The sequence below is a fragment of the Pseudomonas fluorescens genome (assembly GCF_002022275.1).
GTDB classification, from domain to species: Bacteria; Pseudomonadota; Gammaproteobacteria; order Pseudomonadales; family Pseudomonadaceae; genus Aquipseudomonas; species Aquipseudomonas fluorescens_AJ.
This window is the reverse complement of sequence record NZ_MSDF01000014.1, coordinates 525,868-543,370: the sequence shown is the minus strand read 5'-3', so window position 1 is coordinate 543,370 and position 17,503 is coordinate 525,868. Positions and strand designations below refer to the sequence as shown.

At 58.8% G+C, this 17,503-nt stretch carries 17 protein-coding genes and 1 pseudogene; 8 read left to right on the top strand and 10 right to left on the bottom strand.

From position 1 onward, the window contains the following. Nucleotides 1–26: 26 nt before the first annotated feature. The 4 genes from phoU to BFW87_RS10765 all read left to right on the top strand — a co-directional run bounded on the left by phoU (nucleotide 27) and on the right by BFW87_RS10765 (nucleotide 2,674). Nucleotides 27–788, top strand: coding sequence for a phosphate signaling complex protein PhoU (gene phoU, locus BFW87_RS10780; RefSeq protein WP_078739818.1), 762 nt, complete (start codon nucleotides 27–29; stop codon nucleotides 786–788). Between the two features lie 168 nt (nucleotides 789–956). Then, nucleotides 957–1,859, top strand: a complete 903-nt coding sequence (locus tag BFW87_RS10775) for a response regulator (protein ID WP_078739817.1) — start codon at nucleotides 957–959, stop codon at nucleotides 1,857–1,859. 187 nt (nucleotides 1,860–2,046) lie between these two features. After that, a complete protein-coding gene (locus BFW87_RS10770) occupies nucleotides 2,047–2,370 on the top strand; it encodes a type II toxin-antitoxin system RelE/ParE family toxin (protein ID WP_078739816.1) in 324 nt (107 codons plus the stop codon). A gap of 4 nt (nucleotides 2,371–2,374) precedes the next feature. Beyond that, complete coding sequence (locus BFW87_RS10765; protein ID WP_078739815.1) at nucleotides 2,375–2,674, top strand: helix-turn-helix domain-containing protein; 300 nt, start codon at nucleotides 2,375–2,377, stop codon at nucleotides 2,672–2,674. A gap of 43 nt (nucleotides 2,675–2,717) precedes the next feature. Here the strand turns inward: BFW87_RS10765 and BFW87_RS10760 are convergent, their stop codons facing one another. The 3 genes from BFW87_RS10760 to phoB all read right to left on the bottom strand — a co-directional run bounded on the left by BFW87_RS10760 (nucleotide 2,718) and on the right by phoB (nucleotide 6,374). Beyond that, entirely contained in the window at nucleotides 2,718–4,058 is a 1,341-nt protein-coding gene (locus BFW87_RS10760; RefSeq protein ID WP_078739814.1) for a hemolysin family protein, read from the bottom strand. 258 nt (nucleotides 4,059–4,316) lie between these two features. Then, entirely contained in the window at nucleotides 4,317–5,603 is a 1,287-nt protein-coding gene (gene phoR, locus BFW87_RS10755; RefSeq protein WP_254865876.1) for a phosphate regulon sensor histidine kinase PhoR, read from the bottom strand. An 81-nt stretch (nucleotides 5,604–5,684) separates the two neighbouring features. After that, nucleotides 5,685–6,374 carry a phosphate regulon transcriptional regulator PhoB gene (gene phoB / locus BFW87_RS10750; RefSeq protein ID WP_003231714.1) on the bottom strand — a complete coding sequence of 230 codons (690 nt, stop codon included), beginning with the start codon at nucleotides 6,372–6,374 and terminating at the stop codon, nucleotides 5,685–5,687. 153 nt (nucleotides 6,375–6,527) lie between these two features. On the opposite strand from phoB, the gene BFW87_RS10745 reads away from it, so the two are divergent. Continuing rightward, nucleotides 6,528–6,905, top strand: coding sequence for a COG4315 family predicted lipoprotein (locus tag BFW87_RS10745; protein WP_078739812.1), 378 nt, complete (start codon nucleotides 6,528–6,530; stop codon nucleotides 6,903–6,905). A gap of 99 nt (nucleotides 6,906–7,004) precedes the next feature. Here BFW87_RS10745 and ubiA read toward each other — a convergent pair whose 3' ends face one another. Next, entirely contained in the window at nucleotides 7,005–7,895 is an 891-nt protein-coding gene (gene ubiA, locus BFW87_RS10740) for a 4-hydroxybenzoate octaprenyltransferase (protein ID WP_078739811.1), read from the bottom strand. Further along, on the bottom strand, nucleotides 7,895–8,458 hold the full coding sequence (locus BFW87_RS10735) for a chorismate--pyruvate lyase family protein (RefSeq protein WP_078739810.1): 564 nt from the start codon (nucleotides 8,456–8,458) through the stop codon (nucleotides 7,895–7,897). Before BFW87_RS10735 ends, ubiA begins: the two co-directional genes overlap by 1 nt. 195 nt (nucleotides 8,459–8,653) lie before the next feature. On the opposite strand from BFW87_RS10735, the gene BFW87_RS10730 reads away from it, so the two are divergent. From BFW87_RS10730 to BFW87_RS10720, 3 genes are all read left to right on the top strand, one after another. Further along, the gene (locus BFW87_RS10730) at nucleotides 8,654–8,821 is read left to right on the top strand and encodes a rubredoxin (protein ID WP_003213373.1); all 168 of its coding nucleotides are present in this window, start codon (nucleotides 8,654–8,656) and stop codon (nucleotides 8,819–8,821) included. 36 nt (nucleotides 8,822–8,857) lie between these two features. Then, nucleotides 8,858–10,006, top strand: coding sequence for an NAD(P)/FAD-dependent oxidoreductase (locus BFW87_RS10725; protein WP_078739809.1), 1,149 nt, complete (start codon nucleotides 8,858–8,860; stop codon nucleotides 10,004–10,006). A gap of 191 nt (nucleotides 10,007–10,197) precedes the next feature. Beyond that, complete coding sequence (locus BFW87_RS10720) at nucleotides 10,198–10,473, top strand: HU family DNA-binding protein (protein WP_003213368.1); 276 nt, start codon at nucleotides 10,198–10,200, stop codon at nucleotides 10,471–10,473. Between the two features lie 120 nt (nucleotides 10,474–10,593). Here the strand turns inward: BFW87_RS10720 and BFW87_RS10715 are convergent, their stop codons facing one another. The 5 genes and pseudogenes from BFW87_RS10715 to BFW87_RS10690 form a co-directional block, all read right to left on the bottom strand. Then, nucleotides 10,594–11,070 carry a hypothetical protein gene (locus tag BFW87_RS10715; protein ID WP_078739808.1) on the bottom strand — a complete coding sequence of 159 codons (477 nt, stop codon included), beginning with the start codon at nucleotides 11,068–11,070 and terminating at the stop codon, nucleotides 10,594–10,596. Continuing rightward, nucleotides 11,057–11,293, bottom strand: a complete 237-nt coding sequence (locus BFW87_RS10710; RefSeq protein ID WP_078739807.1) for an HNH endonuclease signature motif containing protein — start codon at nucleotides 11,291–11,293, stop codon at nucleotides 11,057–11,059. The genes BFW87_RS10715 and BFW87_RS10710 overlap by 14 nt, the downstream gene beginning before the upstream one ends. A gap of 78 nt (nucleotides 11,294–11,371) precedes the next feature. Further along, nucleotides 11,372–12,321 (bottom strand): annotated as a pseudogene (locus BFW87_RS10700) (RHS repeat domain-containing protein); the annotation flags it as partial. 118 nt (nucleotides 12,322–12,439) lie between these two features. Next, a complete protein-coding gene (locus BFW87_RS10695; RefSeq protein WP_254865866.1) occupies nucleotides 12,440–13,087 on the bottom strand; it encodes a hypothetical protein in 648 nt (215 codons plus the stop codon). 21 nt (nucleotides 13,088–13,108) lie between these two features. After that, nucleotides 13,109–17,503: an RHS repeat-associated core domain-containing protein gene (locus BFW87_RS10690; RefSeq protein WP_176159727.1), complete on the bottom strand. Its 4,395-nt coding sequence runs from the start codon at nucleotides 17,501–17,503 to the stop codon at nucleotides 13,109–13,111.

Below are 17,503 nucleotides of genomic sequence, written 5' to 3'. Positions count from 1 at the left end.
TTACCGGACGCTCCAAGGACACCCACATGATCAGCAAAGAAGGCCTTACCCATCACATCTCCGCGCAGTTCAACGCCGAGCTTGAGGAAGTGCGCAGCCACCTCCTGGCGATGGGTGGGCTGGTGGAGAAGCAAGTCAACGACGCCGTCACCGCGCTGATCGAGGCCGACTCGGGCCTGGCCCAGCAAGTGCGCGAGATCGATGACCAGATCAACCAGATGGAACGCAACATCGACGAAGAATGCCTGCGCATTCTGGCCCGTCGCCAGCCGGCGGCCTCCGACCTGCGTTTGATCATCAGCATCTCCAAGTCGGTGATCGACCTGGAGCGCATCGGCGACGAAGCCACCAAGATCGCCCGCCGCGCCATCCAACTGTGCGAAGAAGGCGAAGCGCCGCGCGGTTACGTGGAAGTGCGCCACATTGGCGACCAGGTACGCAACATGGTCCGCGATGCGCTGGACGCGTTTGCCCGCTTCGACGCCGACCTGGCGTTGTCGGTCGCCCAGTACGACAAGATCATCGACCGCGAATACAAGACCGCACTGCGCGAGCTGGCCACCTACATGATGGAAGACCCGCGCTCTATCTCGCGGGTCTTGAACATTATCTGGGTGCTGCGTTCGCTGGAGCGTATCGGCGACCACGCGCGCAATATCTCCGAACTGGTCATCTACCTGGTGCGCGGCACCGACGTGCGACACATGGGCCTCAAGCGCATGAAAGCCGAAGTTGAAGGCACAGCCGACCAAATCCCTAATGTTCCGGGCGAAACTGACGATAAGTAAGGTTGCCCGAGAAATTAACGCCCGGCCTTTGGTCGGGCGTTTTCGTTTGTGGCCTCTGAATTTTTTGCACAGCAGGCGTAATTAAGTCCTTCTGTGACCCGCGAGTTTTGGCAAACTGCCATCAGTCAGGCGTTTTGCGTGCCGAAGTTTTTATAGGATGAAGGGTCGATGAGTAAAGTCAGTGTGTTGGTGGTGGATGACGCCTCGTTTATCCGCGACCTGGTGAAGAAGTGCCTGCGCAACTACTTCCCGGGGATCAAGATTGAAGACGCGGTCAACGGCAAAAAGGCGCAATCCATCCTGATGCGCGAGACCTTTGATCTGGTGCTGTGTGACTGGGAAATGCCCGAAATGTCGGGCCTGGAGCTGCTGACCTGGTGCCGTGAACAACCGCACCTGAAGGCCATGCCGTTCGTGATGGTGACCAGCCGTGGCGACAAGGAAAACGTGGTACAGGCGATTCAGGCCGGTGTCTCCGGTTACGTCAGCAAGCCCTTCACCAACGAACAGTTGCTGAACAAGGTCAAGCAGGCCCTGCACAAGATCGGCCGCCTCGACGCCCTGATCGCCAGCGCACCGACCAAGATGAACTCGGCATTCGGCAACGATTCCCTGAGCGCGCTGACCGGCGGCAAGCCTGAAGCCGTCAAGCCTGCGGCGGTTGCCACTGCGCCGAGCAAGGGCCTGCTCAACAGCCCACCGGTACAAGCGCCAGCCTCTGCAGCGCCTGCGGGTGGTCGGGGGCAAGGCCAGTTGCGTCTGTCCAGCGGCACCCAGCAGTGCGTGATCAAGGCGCTGAGCATCAAGGAAGCGCTGCTGGTGGTACGTCGCACTGACGTGCTGCCTCAGGTACTGGAAAGTGCTGTACTCGACCTTGAGCAGGGCGAGAATGCCGAAGTGGCCCGTCTCAACGGCTACCTGCATGCCATCGTCGCCTACGAACCCAAGCCCGACAGCGACTGGCTGCAACTGACCTTCCGGTTTATCGACCAGGATGCGCAAAAGCTCGACTACATCTCCCGCCTGATTGCGCGCGGCACGGCGCAGAAGCACTTTGTGCCGGGTGCGTAATCACCTGAATAACGGGAGTCGACCGACTGTCTGATTCCCGTCAGCCGGCTTGATTTATATCTGTTTCGATATAGTCTCTCGATGACGCCGCCGCGTTGCCGAGCCTTTGCTATGCCTTGAAACAAACCGCCACCGCCTCTGGCTGAATCGTCGATTACGCTTCCTCTTTCCAGGAAAGGAGAAGCCGATGCCAAGGCACAAGGATGTGGTGTTTCTAGGAAGCTCGCTCAAGGATCTCAAAGCGTTTCCGCTCGACGCTCGAAGGGCTGCCGGTTTCCAGCTGGATCTTTTGCAACAGGGTGAGCAGCCTTTTGATTGCAAGCCGATGAGAACCATCGGGCGGGGCGTCAGTGAGATTCGGATCACTGAGGAGTCGGGAGCGTTTCGAGTGTTCTATGTGGTCAGTCGGCCGGAAGCGGTCTATGTGCTGCACGCGTTGCGTAAAACCACACAGAAAACCGAAGGGCGGGATATCGAACTGGCGCGTGCCAGATTGCAGGAGTTAGGTTAAGGCCATGACAGACTCAAAAATTCACACCGAACGTTTCAGCTGTGTCTGGGATGCGCTGGAAGATACTCCTCAGCAAGCCGCCAACATGCGGCTGCGCTCAAAGTTGCTGCTGGAATTGTGCAATACCGTTCGAGGTTGGGAGTTGTCGCAGAAAGCGGCCGCGGAGCGGCTCACGATCAGTCAGCCTCGGCTCAACGATCTCCTGAATGGAAAGATCGATAAGTTCTCATTGGACGCACTGGTCAATTTGTCAGCGGCAGCGCAGTTGGAGGTCGATATCTGCTTCTCTGCGCTACCGGCATAATCTGTAGCGCAGGAGCGAGTTGCTCACTCCTGCGCGTTTCCGATCAATCCAGCAGCAACACCTTGGCCAACACAATCTTCGGCCCTTTCATCTTCTTGATGATGATGCGCAAGCCTTCCACTTCCAGCACCTCTTCCTCTTCCGGCACGCGTTTGAGCGTGTCGTAGATCAGGCCGGCCAGGGTTTCGGCTTCGATGTGGTCCAGGTCCACGCCCAGCAGGCGCTCCACCTTGAACAACGGCGTGTCGCCACGCACCAGCAGTTTGCCCGGCTGGTAGGCGAGGATGCCGCGCTCGGCCTTGCGGTGTTCGTCCTGGATGTCGCCGACCAGCACTTCGAGCACATCTTCCATGGTCAGGTAGCCGATGATCTTGCCGTCGGCCTCTTCCACCAGGGCGAAGTGCGCGCCGCCTTTGCGGAACTGCTCCAGCAACTGCGACAGCGGCATATGCCGCGACACGCGCTCCAGCGGGCGGGTCAGCTCGGCCAGGTTGAACGATTCGGGAATGTGGTCCAGCGCTGCCAGTTCCAGCAGCAGATCCTTGATGTGCAGCAGGCCCACGAATTCATTGCGGTCGGCGTCATACACCGGGTAGCGGCTGAATTTATGGCGACGGAACAGCGCGAGGATTTCCTTGAGCGGGGCATTGAAGTCCAGGGTTACCAGGTCTTCGCGGGAGTTGGCCCAGTCCACCACTTCCAGCTCACCCATTTCCACGGCGGAGGCCAGCACGCGCATACCCTGGTCGCTCGGGTCCTGGCCACGGCTGGAGTGCAGGATCAGTTTGAGTTCTTCACGGCTGTAATGGTGCTCATGGTGCGGGCCGGGCTCGCCTTGGCCGGCAATACGCAAGATGGCGTTGGCGCTGGCGTTGAGCAGGTAGATCGCCGGGTACATGGCCCAGTAGAACAGGTACAGCGGCACGGCGGTCCACAGCGACAGCAGCTCGGGTTTGCGAATGGCCCAGGATTTGGGCGCCAACTCACCGACCACGATGTGCAGGTAGGAAATCACGAAGAAGGCGGCAAAGAACGACACGCCCTTGATCACTTCCGGCGACTGCACGCCCACGGCGCCGAGCAGCGGCTCCAGGATGTGGGCAAACGCCGGCTCACCGACCCAGCCCAGGCCCAGGGAGGCGAGGGTAATACCCAGCTGGCACGCCGATAGGTAGGCATCGAGCTGGCTGTGCACGGTGCGCAGGATCTGGCCGCGCCAGCCGTTTTTGTGGGCAATCGCCTCGACCCGGGTAGCACGCAGTTTGACCATGGCAAATTCCGCCGCAACGAAGAAACCGTTGAGCAGTACCAGGATCAGTGCAAAAAGAATCATGCCGAAGTCGGCGAAGAGTGTCGCGAGGGTGATGCCAGGGGAAGGGTCCATGATGGGGTTTTGCAGGTTCCGTGTGTTCAATAAGGGGTGACAGAAGGGCCTGAAAGGCAGGCGCAAGTCGGCCAATGTAGCGGCTGACGGGGCGCTTGCCTAGTGCCCGCTGCCGGGCGGGGCCTGCAGAAACGATACAAATCCAATGTGGGAGCTGGCTTGCCTGCGATAGCGGGCTATCAGTTGACCTATTTTCAGCTGACTCACCGCCATCGCAGGCAAGCCAGCTCCCACACTTAATTCAATGTTGTTTTCAGGCTACTCATCATTCCCCAGCTCCTGCGAACGCGTCACCTGCGCCGGCGGGAAATGGCAGGTAAACGTACTGCCATGCCCCAACACGCTGCTGATTTCCAGGCGTGCACGGTGACGCAGCAGCACGTGTTTGACGATCGCCAGCCCCAACCCCGTGCCGCCGGTGTTGGAGTTGCGGCTGGAATCAACACGGTAGAAGCGCTCGGTGAGGCGCGGCAGGTGCTTGGCGTCAATGCCGATGCCGGAGTCCTGCACGCTCAGGTGCGCACCGTGTTCATCGGCCCACCAGCGGATGCGGATATTGCCCTTGTCCTGCGTGTACTTCACGGCGTTGAACACCAGGTTGGAAAACGCGCTGCGCAATTCGCCTTCGCTGCCTTTGAGCAGGATCGACGGGTCGGCTTCCAGGCTGATTTGCTGCCCGCGTTCGCCAGAGAGGGCCTGGGCATCGTTCTTGATGGTCTGCAACAGGCTTTGCACGGCCACCGGATGGTTGTCCGACGGATAATCCGTGGCCTCCAGCTTGGCCAGCAGCAGCAGGTCGTTGAGCAGGGTCTGCATGCGTGAGCCTTGCTGCTGCATTTGCTGCAGGGCACGGCTCCAGCGCGGGTTGATCTCGTCGACGTTGTCCAGCAGCGTCTCCAGGTAGCCGCAGATCACCGTCAGCGGCGTGCGCAGCTCGTGGGAGACGTTGGCGACGAAGTCTTTGCGCATCTGTTCCAGCTGGTGGATGCGCGTGACATCGCGCACCAGCATCAAGTGTTCGTTGTTGCCGTAGCGCGTCAGGTACAGCTGGATGCGCACGCGGTCATTGGTGGGCGAGGGGATTTCCAGGGCTTCTTCGTAGTTCTCCTGTTCGAAGTACTCCTTGAAGCGCGGGTGGCGCACCAGGTTGGTCACCGGCTGGCCGCTGTCCTGGGGCGTCTTCAAGCCCAGCAGGGTCTCGGCGGCGCGGTTCCACCATTCCAGGTTGCCGTCGCTGTCGAGCATGATCACCGCGTCTTTGAGCGCGGCGGTGGACTCCTGCACCCGGTCGATCACCGCTTGCAAGCGCCCGCGTACCCGTTGGTCGCGGCGTTGCAGGTGATAGATGCTGTCGAACACCTCGCCCCACAGGCCGTAGCCGTCGGGTGGCGCTTCGTCGGGTTTGTGCTGGCGCAGCCATTCATGCAGGCGCAGCAGTTGTTTGAGGGTCCAGCCCAGGTACAGAGCGATACCCACGGCCAGCGCCCAGCCATATTGGCCAGTGACCAGGCCCACCACCAGGCAGCCGGTGATCAACAGAAGCATGTGGCGGATCAGGGTGCCATGCCAGTTTTGATTCACTTGAACATGCGTCCTTGTCAGCAGTTAAGTCAGGCAGCGACTGGCTCAGCCCTTGGTGGAGAACCGGTAGCCGGTGCCGCGCACGGTTTGTACCAGATTCTCGTAGGCATCGCCCAAGGCTTTTCGCAGGCGGCGGATATGCACATCCACGGTGCGCTCTTCCACGTACACGTTGCCGCCCCAGACCTGATCGAGCAATTGGCCACGGGTGTAAGCGCGTTCCTGGTGAGTCATGAAAAATTGCAGCAGGCGGTATTCGGTCGGGCCCATTTCGGCCGGCGTGCCGTCGATGGTCACACGGTGGCTGATCGGGTCGAGAATCAGCCCGCCGACTTCGATCGGTGCCTCGCCATCGGTCGGGCCAGCGCGGCGTAATACCGCTTTCAGGCGGGCGACCAGTTCGCGTGGGGAAAAAGGTTTGGTGATGTAGTCATCGGCGCCGACTTCAAGGCCCTGGATCTTGTTGTCCTCTTCGCCCTTGGCGGTGAGCATGATGATCGGGATATCCCCGGTCAGCTCGTCACGCTTGAGGCGACGGGCCAACTCGATGCCGGAGGTACCGGGCAGCATCCAGTCGAGCAGGATCAGGTCCGGCTTGCGGTCGACGATAATGGCATGGGCCTGCTGGGAGTTCTCCGCCTCCAGGCAGTCATAGCCGGCCATTTCCAACGCAACGGCGATCATTTCGCGAATGGGCGCTTCGTCGTCAACGATCAGAATGCTCCTGCCAACCATGCCTAAATCCTCTTGTCATTTAACTGTCTTGCGCCGCATTAGATAACGGAATTATTGCAGTCGTGTGACAGTAATTTAGTCGCTCAGGCAAATAACGGCACTCTGGACTACCCTTTGGGTCCGAATCCTGACAACCAAAAAAGGAAGGTTCCGATGACTTACCGCACTATTTCCTGGAAAGCCCTGCTGGTCACGGCCGCGTTGACGCTGCCGACCCTGGCGTTTGCCGCGGAGCCGGCGATGACCAAAGACGGTCTGTTGGTGGATCACAAGGGCCTGACCCTTTACACCTTCGACAAGGACGCCGATGGCAAATCAGTGTGCAAAGACCAGTGCGCGACCAACTGGCCGCCGCTGAAGGCGGAGTCTACCGATACGAAGGTGGGTGATTGGACGGTGATCACCCGCGACGACCAGACCAGTCAGTGGGCTTACAAAGGCAAGCCGGTGTACACCTACAAGGATGACAAGAAGGCCGGTGACAAGACCGGTGATGGCAAGGGTGGGGCGTGGCATGTGATCAAGCCCTGAACCTGCGGCGCTGCTGAAATCATCGCGGGCAAGCCCGCTCCCACAAGAGTACGCGTTCCAACTGTGGGAGCGGGCTTGCCCGCGATGGCGTCGGAGAAATCACCGCAAGGCGTAATCCAGCACAATCCCCACAAAAATCGCCAACCCCGCCCAGTGGTTATGCAAAAACGCCTTGAAGCACTTCATCCGGTCCTTGTCCCGCGTGTACCAGAACTCCCAGGCAAAACACCCCGCCGCCGCCAGCAACCCCACGTGAAACCAGCCGCCCAGCTCAAACCGCAATCCTGCCAGCCACAGGCAGACCAGGGACAAACCCTGCAGGCTCACAATGATCACGCGGTCGGCATCGCCAAACAGGATCGCCGTGGATTTCACGCCGATCCTCAAGTCGTCATCCCGGTCAGTCATCGCGTAATACGTGTCATAACCCACCGTCCACAGCAGGTTGGCGATGTACAGCAACCATGCCGTGGCAGGCAAATGACCGGTCTCGGCGGTGAACGCCATCGGCATGCCCCACGAAAACGCCGCGCCCAGCACCACCTGCGGGTAATAGGTGTAGCGCTTCATGAACGGGTAGCTCGCCGCCAGCGCCAGGCCGCCGAGGGACAGCAGGATAGTGGTGGCGTTGGTCAGCAGCACCAGCAGGAAACTGATGCCCATCAGCAGCGCAAAAAACACCAGCGCCTCTTTTGAACTGATCTTGCCGCTGACCAGCGGGCGTTGCTCGGTGCGCTTCACATGGCCGTCGACCTTGCGATCGGCCCAGTCATTGATCACGCAGCCGCCGGCGCGGGTCAGTACCACGCCCAGCACGAAAATCACGATATTGATAAAGGACGGCGAACCCTTGCCGGCAATCCACAGTGCCCACAGCGTCGGCCACAGCAGCAGGTAAATGCCGATAGGCTTGTCCATGCGGGTCAGCTGAATGAAATCCCAGGCCCTGGGGTTCAGGCGGTTCAAGGATTTAAGCAGGCGTTGGTACATCAGCAGTTCTCCGGGTGGTCGTGCACCGCTTGCCACAGGCTCGGCAGGAAAATTTCCGCCACCAGCACGCTCAGCGACCCGCGATCAAATCGCGAGCGGCGTGCCCACAAGCCGTCGATCTGGTTGTCAGCAGGCAGCCACTGTCGGGGGTAGTGGCAGACCTCGATGGTCTGGCGGTTGAACGCATCGTCGCTGAACAGCAACTCGCCCAACGGGCGGCTGCCCAAGGCGTCCATGTGTAAGCCATCACCCTGCAACGTGCTGCGGGCGGCCACGCAGCGGGCAAATAACCAGGCCTCGCCGTTACCGTGCAGGTAGGTCTCGCGTACCCAGCCGATAGTCGCCGGCGGCAAGTCCAGGGCGGCGCATTCATCGTCGCGCAGCGCTTGCCAGCCTTCAAACAAGGGCGTGATGCTGAAGCGGTTAGTGGACAGCCGGGTCAGGCGGCGCGTCATCGAGCCTTCATCAAACAGCCAGTCAAGGGTTTCAGGCGAGGGCAGGGGGCTCAGAAGGCTCTGGGTCAGCCATTGGCAAGCATCGGGAAAGTCGATTGAGTGCGGCACGGTGAGTCAGTATCGGCAGCAAAAGAGGCGGCGAGCTTACCATGGCGCCCTGGACTTTTGCCGGGCTGAACCGGCCCCACGCATCGATCATGCTTGCATCTGGCGGCCCTGATCAGTACAAAACGCCCTGAGCCGCGCGGCAACGTAGGTCTATCGACCGTCGGCCAAGATGCCTGGACCCTGAGGAAGCAAGAAATGAAGAAGTGGCAATGTGTAGTCTGCGGCCTGATCTATGACGAAAAAGACGGCTGGCCGGATGACGGCATCGCGCCGGGCACCCTCTGGCAGGACGTCCCGGAAGACTGGCTGTGCCCGGATTGCGGCGTGGGCAAAATGGATTTCGAAATGATCGAAATCGGCTGATCTGTACTTTAAGAAATGGTTTACAAGGAGAAAGGAATGAACGCACCTGTCGTGATCATCGGCACAGGATTGGCCGGCTATAACGTGGCCCGGGAGTTTCGCAAACTCGACAGCGAGACCCCATTGCTGCTGATCACCGCAGATGACGGGCGCTCCTACTCCAAGCCCATGCTCTCCACCGGCTTTGGCAAAAACAAGGAAGCCGACGGTTTGAGCATGGCTGAGCCGGGTGCCATGGCCGAGCAACTCAAGGCCGAAGTGCGTACTCACACGCGCATCAGCGGCATCGACCCGGGCCACAAGCGCCTGTGGATCGGCGAGGAAGCGGTGGCCTATCGCGACCTTATCCTGGCCTGGGGCGCTGAAACCGTGCGTGTTCCGGTCGAAGGCGATGCGGCGGACCTGATCTTCCCGATCAACGACCTCGAAGACTACGCACGCTTTCGCGCCGCTGCGGCCGGCAAACGCCGTGTGCTGTTGCTCGGCGCTGGCCTGATCGGCTGCGAATTTGCCAATGACCTGATTTTGGGCGGCTACGAAATCGACCTGGTGGCGCCTTGCGAGCAAGTCATGCCGACCCTGCTGCACCCGGCGGCGGCCGCTGCCGTGCAAAGCGGGCTGGAAGGCCTCGGTGCGCGTTTCCACCTGGGCCCGGTGCTCAACCGCCTACAGCGCACGGCGGAAGGGCTGGAAGCGCACTTATCGGACGGTGAAGTGATCCACTGCGACCTGGTGGTTTCGGCCATCGGCCTGCGCCCGCGCGTCGACCTCGCCGCCGCCGCCGGCCTGCAAATCAACCGTGGGATCATGGTGGACCGCCACCTCAAGACCTCCCACGCCAACATCTACGCCCTGGGCGACTGCGCCGAGGTCGACGGCCTGAACCTGCTGTACGTGATGCCGCTTATGAGCTGCGCCCGCGCCCTGGCCCAAACCCTGGCCGGCAATGCCACCGCCGTCAGCTACGGCCCGATGCCAATCACCGTGAAAACCCCGATCTGCCCGCTGGTGGTGTCGCCACCGCCACGCGGTACCGAAGGCGTGTGGAGCGTTGAAGGGCAGGGCGCCGACATCAAGGCCGTGTGCCGCGACGCCAGCGGCCGCCTGCTGGGGTATGCGCTGACCGGCAGCGCCGTGATGGAAAAACTGGCCCTGAACAAAGAACTTCCGCCGCTGCTGGCGTAAATAGCGGTCGTTCTGTCGGAATCAGCACGTTCCTACCCCCAGAAAGGTCGCCGCGAGACTGGCGCGGCGCCTTGGGGCATGCCATCCTCACTCCCGTCTGCCGCAGAGTAGAGCCTGCGGCGCCTTGGGCGCTGCTCCGTCAGAGAGCAGCACGGACATAACAACAAAAAACCGTCAAAGAGGCTTCATATATGCGTAAACCAGAACTCGCAGCCGCCATCGCTGAAAAAGCGGATCTCACCAAAGAACAGGCCAATCGCGTACTCAACGCCGTTCTCGAAGAAATCACCGGCGCCCTGCACCGCAAGGACAGCGTCACCCTGGTTGGCTTCGGCACCTTCCTGCAACGCCATCGCGGCGCCCGCACCGGCAAAAACCCGCAAACCGGTGAGCCTGTGAAGATCAAGGCGAGCAATACCGTTGCGTTCAAGCCGGGCAAGTCGCTCAAAGACAGCGTCAACCCGTAATAGCAGGACCGTCTGAAGGGAGGCGGGGTGGTAAAGAAAATGGGCACGCCGACTGGGTTGGGTGCCCATTTTTGTTGGTCGGTGTAATTACAGCGTTCAATGCATTTTTACGTCTCAGGTTTATCCTCTAACCAATTTATCATGCTCGTCTGCCGGTTCTTTCGCGACGAGCTCTTCGTAATCCTTAGGTTCTGAATGTAAATCACCTGGAATCCATTCGCCGTTCAGCTTCTTGTAACTCCCGGCTCTGTACGGAAATGAGTTGATGATGACTGTGATTTCTTTTTGCAGATTTTTTTCTTCGTACCAAACACTGCCGCATTCGCCACATCCCCAGAAGGGCGGGGATTGCTCATCAATCAGATCAACCCAGCCAGCGCATTGGCTAATCGGGCAACGGTAATTGGCAGCCTGCATTGCTGTTACTAAGGGTTGCTCAGCTTTCACATATTGGGTTGAAGAGCCGCAGGAAGGGCACTCGATCATGATAAAGCGCTGGCCCTTTGCAACGAGTGGCGCAATGAATTGTTTCTGCTTCGCGTCCAGCTCAAATGTTTCTTTGCAGAGCTGGCAGCGGGCGTTATTAATTGAGTCCATACGGATTTTCCCCTTCAGGATACCAATGCAGGGCCTTGCTATTTGCTTTGTGGTAGGACTTGTCCATGAGTTCAAGGTTACTTTGGCGATTATTGCCGCCCCTGAATATTGGCTTTTTATGATGCACGTCAAAGCCCTCCGGAACCTGGCCTTTTTTCATTCTATCTACCCCGGCCGGACCATATTTCAGAAGTGATTTGGGGTCTTTGGCCAATTTCTTCATGTATTTCTCTTTGGCGCCGCCTTTCTTATCGAAGTTGGCGCGAATTTTTTTGATCTCACTCTTCGTTCTCTAGTGATAGCACGTCTTCAGGCCCCATGGATCGATCCATGTGAAGGGGTTAGGCGAGTACTGGTAGAGGTTATAACCGCCATCTAACCCAATCGGATCCGGCGTCGTAAACCGCCCCACATCCGGATCATAAAACCTGAACGTATTGAAGTGCAGCCCCGTCTCCCGGTCCAGATACTGCCCCTGAAACCGCAAATTCTGCTCTTCGATGTAATAAAGCTCACGCACCTCTTCCAGCGTGTTGCCCCACACCCGATAAGTTGCCTGCCAGACGCTGTGCCCATCCGCCTCGGTCAGTTGTTCCGGCAACCCGTTCAGATCGTTGTGGTAGTAGCGAATCTTTTGCAATGCACCAACGCCGTCGACGCGGGCAAGGGTTCGTAGCCATCCTCTTCATAAACATGGAGGCTGGTCTGGCTGTGCTTGTGCTCCTGCAACAACCGCAGCCCGTCCCACACAAAGCGCGCCTCGCCCAGCGGATACCCATCGCTGGCATGTTCGGTCTTTTCAATCCTGCGACCCAACGGGTCATAGGCCATCCTTACCACGCTGCTGTTGTCATTACGTACCTCAACCAACCGGCTTTCAGCGTCATACGCAAACCGTTGCACGCCACGTTTGGCACTGCGCTTTTCAATCATCCGGCCAAACGCGTCATAACGATAACGCTTGTCCTGATAGGTCAGCAGCTTGTTATGCACCACCAACCCGGCGCCCGCTTGCGGGCCATCCAGCAGGTTGGCAGCGGCGTCGTAGGCGAAGGTTTCGCGCTGGCCGTGCAGGCTGTCCTGGCTGGCGATGATGCGGCCGGTGGCGTCATAGTGCAGCAGTTGGCGATGTTGCGCGGCGTGTTGCTGGTCGAGTTTGCCGATCAGGTTGTCGGCGGGGTCGTATTCGAACTGTTTTTGCGCCGCTGCAGGCATCAGCGAGGGCTGACTGTTAAGGCGGCGCTGGCGTGAAGCCACTTCGATTAGCTCGCAAAAGTTCTCGCTAATCATGGAAAAATTAAATAAATTTTCCTGTGGGCACTATAAATAGTTTTTCAGAATTATCCTGATTGGATAACACTGCCATTTGTCAAAGAGGAAATTCAAAAACCACTTTCCCCATGCGGTTTTTAATTTGATAGCTCGTTTCGTTAATTTCTGCGACTTTGAATAATTCGCTTCTATCAATAAATCCCGGTAGTTCATGCATCCAGATTTTATTCTTTACCTCACTTTGTTCTTCACAATACCAAGCTTCACCCACAGCGGCATTGAGTGCCCTGTAAACATTTATTTTATGTTTTTTGTTTTTACTGCTCTTTGAGAGTTTTTTAATTGGTGTTTCTAGCTCAAAATTCGCTCTCAATACAGCCTCGGAAGTCGAATTGATAACGTCTACAATCGCGGAGCTGCCTTCTGTTTTTTTTGCGATTGCAACGAGCGCTTGGCGTAACTCCTCCAGCAATTGTGTGTCCTGATTTAATCGATCCAGAGTGAGAAAATTTTTGAAGTCGAAGGTTTCTACAAAGATGTTTGTTACGCCCAAAACGTTATTGAATAAATCTTCTTCGCCACGAGGACCTAGCGAAACAACGATTTTATTACTTCCGTTTATCTCGATCTTGGGCAGCAAGGTCATGAATATTTGAGTAATGTGATGGCTCAACTGACGTATACGAACACCCTCGGTGAGAGCGGATGCATCACTTTCTTGCAGAACAAGCAGGTTTAAATTCATGGCAGTGTTCACTTCAAAAAACTAACGATTATCAGGCATGCCGTATAATTTAAGGTAGCCATCTCTTGTGTCAACCTGCGGTAATGGGTTTTTGTGAATCGGTGAAGGCATGTCGCCGTTGTTTCTTGCCGCGTGCTTATCTGTAATTTTTTGTTCCGTAGCTTTAGCTTGAAGTCGTGTCTTGTTTTTCTCGACAATCACTGCCTTGTAGCGCCCTGCTTGGGGCTGGTTTAGCACATTGAGCTGTTGGTTTGCACGAGGTGATGTGCCATTTTTATTTAATGGACGCCCGCTGATTCCCGGCTTCATCATCCGGCCAGTTTTCGAATCAACGATGACATAGACGTGATTAGGGTTTTTGCTTGCATGGCTGTTTCCGTGGACCTTTCCACTGCCTCCACACGTCAGCCCTAATGGATCGATCCAGCCAAAGGGGTTATCGGCATACAGGTAATGATTGATGCCCCCCGCCAACCCAATCGGATCCGGCGTCGTAAACCGCCCCACATCCGGATCATAAAACCTGAACGTATTGAAATGCAGCCCCGTCTCCCGGTCCAGATACTGTCCCTGAAACCGTAAATTCTGCTCCTCAATGTAATAAGGCTCACGCACCTCTTCCAGCGTGTTGCCCCATACCCGATAAGTCGCCTGCCAGACGCTATGCCCATCGGCCTCGGTCAGTTGTTCCGGCAGCCCATTCAGATCGTTATGGTAGTAGCGAATTTTTTGCAGCGGCCCGCTGCCATCGACACGGGCCAAAGGCTCGTAGCCGTCGTCCTGGTAGACGTAAAGGCTGGTCTGACTGTGTTTATGCTCCTGCAACAACCGCAGGCCATCCCACGCGAACCGGGTTTCGCCCAGCGGATACCCATCGCTGCCATGCTCGGTCTTTTCGATGCGCCGCCCCAGCGGGTCGTAGTTCATCCTGACCACGCTGCCGCTTTCATCACGCACCTCAACCAACCGACTTTCAGCGTCATACGCAAACCGCTGCACGCCACGTTTGGCGCTGCGCTTCTCAATCATCCGGCCAAACGCGTCATAACGATAACGCTTGTCCTGATAGGTCAGCAGCTTGTTATGCACCACCAACCCGGCGCCCGCTTGCGGGCCATCCAGTAAGTTGGCAGCGGCGTCGTAGGCGAAGGTTTCGCGCTGGCCGTGCAGGCTGTCCTGGCTGGCGATGATGCGGCCGGTGGCGTCGTAGTGCAGCAGTTGGCGATGTTGCGCGGCGTGTTGCTGGTCGAGTTTGCCGATCAGGTTGTCGGCGGGGTCGTATTCAAACTGCTTTTGCGCCGCTGAGGGCATCAGCGTTGGCTGGCTGCTCAGGCGGCGTTGGCGTGAGCGCAGGCGGCCGCTGCGGTCGTATTCGCTGCGGGTGGTGAGCTGGCCTTGGGTGCGCAGCACTTCGCGGTGCAGGCGGTCGCGTTCGAAGTCGCTGATGACCTGGCCGTCGAGGTTGATCTGGTGCAGGTGGCCGCTGCCGTAGTAGAGGCGGTTGAGCCAGCGGCCGTCTGGTAGCTGGGTCTGGATCAGGTTACCGAGTTCGTCGTAGTGGTGTTGCAGGTTGCCGGCGGCACTCTGTTCGGCGAGTAACTGGCCGAGGGCGTCGTAGGCAAAGCCCAGGGCCTGCGCTTTGCCTTGCAGGTCGGTGAAGGTGACGGCGGTGAGTTGGTCCAGCGCGTCGTAGCGGTACTCGGTACGGCCATCGTCAGTGGTCTTGGCCGTCAACCGGCCGACGGCATCACGTTCCAGTTGGTGCACGATGGGCGCTGGCGGTGTCTCGGGAACCAGCGCCAGGCCGTCGCCGTAAGGCGCTGCAACGGCAGTCACCACCGTGATGTTATCCAGCCGGTCGTAGTCGTAGCGCTTGGCGCTGCCGTCGAGATCTTGCTGCTCGGTCAGCCGATCCCCGGCGTCCCATGCGAACCGATAGCTTTCACCGTTCTCGTTGACCAGCGCTTGCAGTCGCCCGTAGCTGTCGTAGCCAAACTGCACCTGCCGACCGTGGGCATCGGTGCGTTGGCGTACCTGGCCGCGTCGGTTGTGTTGGTAGAGCGTGGTGTGCCCGGCGGGGTCGGTATAGCCCACCAACCGTCCGCTGGCGTCGCGCTGATACTGCTCGGTGCGCCCATCCGGTAATTGGCTGGTGAGCAAACGCCCCTGGGCGTCATAGCTGAACTGCGTGCGTTCACCCAAGGCATCAGTGATGACCTGCAAATAACCGCGCTCGTCGTAGCTGAAACGCGTCGGGTAGCCCGAGCAATCGATATGCTCGACCAACTGCCCAAACGGGTTCCAGCGCAGTTGTTTGCTTTTGCCAGTGGCATCGATGATTTCTACTGGCTGGCCGTGGGCGTCATAGCGATAGCGGGTGATATAGCCCAGCGGATCGGTCTCGGCGATGCAATTACCGCGTGGGTCGTAGCGGTACTGCCAACTGTTGTCGGCAGCGTCGGTTTCCACCAGCGGCAATGCCCAATGTTCCAGCCACAAGGTCGAATCACTGCGGCCCAGCGGGTCGGTTTCGCCGATCAGGTTACCGCTCTCATCGTAGCTATATTCATAGCGCCCACCCAGCGGATCAGTCGCGCTGAGCAACTGACGTTCGTCGTCCCATTCGAACAGCCAAGTCTGGCCGAGGTTGTCGCTGTACTGAATGATCTGGTGCTGAGTGTTCCAGTGCCGGGTACTGACACGCTGCAAGCCATCGGTAATCCGTGTGATACCCGCCTGCAAGTCATAGTCGAATTGGTAAGCGTCGCCCTCATCGGTCCAGTGCCGGACCACGCGCCATTCCAGGCCTTCAACCAGCGACCATTCATAGAAGCAGCGCAATCCGGTGGGCAGTTGATGCTCCACCATTCTGCGACCGCTGTCGTATGCAAAACGCCGCTGCACCTGACCCGTTGCGTCACGTACTTCAGCCAAATTGCCCGCCGCGTCGTAGCCGTAGCTGACCAGCACGTCACGACGTTGATCGGGATAGAGCCGTTCGATTCGCGTCAAATGACCCTGATCGCGTATCAACTCAACCTGCACCAGATCGAAGGTGTCGCGCAGCCGCACAAGGCGCCCGGCATCGTCATAGTCGACATGGATACGGTTGTCGTTACGATCACCCAGCTGGCTCAAACGCAGATGTGACGGGTTGGCCGCAGTGGGTTCAAACAAACGGTAAAGGCCGTCATCGCTCTCAATCAGCAGTTGCCCATTGAGGTGCCGCCGCACGGCGAGCCCTTCACCGGCACTGAACACTGCGCCGCCAAGGGGGATCCAGCCCATGTCGATCGGGCGACCCTGCTCATCGGTGTAAACCAGCGTGTCGCCGCCTTCGGGATGTGGTTGGATCTCGACGCACACTTCATAGGGCACGCTCCAGCCGGTACCCAGCAGGCTGCCCGCGCGCTCGTCACGGCTGTTGTAAAAGCGTTGCCAGTCGATCGGCAAGATGCCCGGCAGCGCGAAATCCAGTTCCTCGGTATCGCCCAGCACCTTCGCGCCCGTCGCGGCATGCACCGGGTTCGACGAACCCATGGCGGCGTTGGCCGCAGCGCCCATCGCGCTGCTGATGGCCATTGAGGTCACCCCGCCGAGAATCATGCACGGCAGCTTGCTGAAGAATTTGCCCTTGCCGCCCTTGAGCATCAACAACGCCGAGACGGCTAATCCGACGCCAGGCGTCTTGCCGCTGCGAATCTCACGCACCACCACCGAACCGCCGCCAATGGTCACGTTCGATGAAATCAGCCCCGACGACACCACCGTCGCATCGCAGGTACTGCGATCACCACTGCGCACGGCGGGCTGGCCGTTGATCGTGACCTTTTCCGAACCCTCGGCCAGAAACTGCGGCGGCATTGGCGGGTGCTTCATACACACCACCAGGTCCAGCGGCTTGGGCACAGCGCCCGGCGCAGGCGTTGCTACGGTGGGGCGCCACATCTGCGAGAAGAAACCCTCGGCCATGTCCAGGTAGCTGGGTTCCGGCTCAGGTTTGGCTTCTTCCAGCTCGGTACCGGCCGGTGTGACATGGGAACTGATTGCCCCGGCCGCACGGGCGGCAGGCATGTTATTGGTCAGGGTATTGGTGGAGCCGCTGAGAATGTTCGCCTGCACCGTGGGCGGAAACAGGGCGTTACTGAAGGCATCGCATATCTTGGTCAGGCCTTTGTCTGCCCCGCTCTTGCTCATGAGCAGACCGACAATTGTGCCCACCACCGCACCCAGCAGGAAACAGCCGAGCCCGCCGGTGGCGACGGTAATACCGGTAGCAGCAACTACCGCCGCAGTCGCCACGGCCGTGATCGCGATATTGGCCGCCACCTCCAATACACCGCCGAGGATGTCGGCCATCATCGAGGTGTGGGAAAGCGCATCGCCCATGCGGGCTGCCCATAGCGCGTCAGACAT

Excerpts from the sequence above, each read along its gene's own strand:
- phoU (WP_078739818.1), top strand. The coding sequence starts at position 27 with ATGATCAGCAAAGAAGGCCTTACCCATCACATCTCCGCGCAGTTCAAC.
- BFW87_RS10720 (WP_003213368.1), top strand. The coding sequence starts at position 10,198 with ATGCGTAAACCAGAACTCGCAGCCGCCATCGCTGAAAAAGCGGATCTC.
- BFW87_RS10715 (WP_078739808.1), bottom strand. The coding sequence starts at position 11,070 with ATGGACTCAATTAATAACGCCCGCTGCCAGCTCTGCAAAGAAACATTT.
- BFW87_RS10695 (WP_254865866.1), bottom strand. The coding sequence starts at position 13,087 with ATGAATTTAAACCTGCTTGTTCTGCAAGAAAGTGATGCATCCGCTCTC.
- BFW87_RS10725 (WP_078739809.1), top strand. The coding sequence starts at position 8,858 with ATGAACGCACCTGTCGTGATCATCGGCACAGGATTGGCCGGCTATAAC.
- phoB (WP_003231714.1), bottom strand. The coding sequence starts at position 6,374 with ATGGTTGGCAGGAGCATTCTGATCGTTGACGACGAAGCGCCCATTCGC.
- BFW87_RS10745 (WP_078739812.1), top strand. The coding sequence starts at position 6,528 with ATGACTTACCGCACTATTTCCTGGAAAGCCCTGCTGGTCACGGCCGCG.
- BFW87_RS10760 (WP_078739814.1), bottom strand. The coding sequence starts at position 4,058 with ATGGACCCTTCCCCTGGCATCACCCTCGCGACACTCTTCGCCGACTTC.
- ubiA (WP_078739811.1), bottom strand. The coding sequence starts at position 7,895 with ATGTACCAACGCCTGCTTAAATCCTTGAACCGCCTGAACCCCAGGGCC.
- BFW87_RS10710 (WP_078739807.1), bottom strand. The coding sequence starts at position 11,293 with ATGAAGAAATTGGCCAAAGACCCCAAATCACTTCTGAAATATGGTCCG.
- phoR (WP_254865876.1), bottom strand. The coding sequence starts at position 5,603 with ATGCTTCTGTTGATCACCGGCTGCCTGGTGGTGGGCCTGGTCACTGGC.
- BFW87_RS10730 (WP_003213373.1), top strand. The coding sequence starts at position 8,654 with ATGAAGAAGTGGCAATGTGTAGTCTGCGGCCTGATCTATGACGAAAAA.
- BFW87_RS10770 (WP_078739816.1), top strand. The coding sequence starts at position 2,047 with ATGCCAAGGCACAAGGATGTGGTGTTTCTAGGAAGCTCGCTCAAGGAT.
- BFW87_RS10775 (WP_078739817.1), top strand. The coding sequence starts at position 957 with ATGAGTAAAGTCAGTGTGTTGGTGGTGGATGACGCCTCGTTTATCCGC.
- BFW87_RS10765 (WP_078739815.1), top strand. The coding sequence starts at position 2,375 with ATGACAGACTCAAAAATTCACACCGAACGTTTCAGCTGTGTCTGGGAT.
- BFW87_RS10690 (WP_176159727.1), bottom strand. The coding sequence starts at position 17,503 with ATGTCTGACGCGCTATGGGCAGCCCGCATGGGCGATGCGCTTTCCCAC.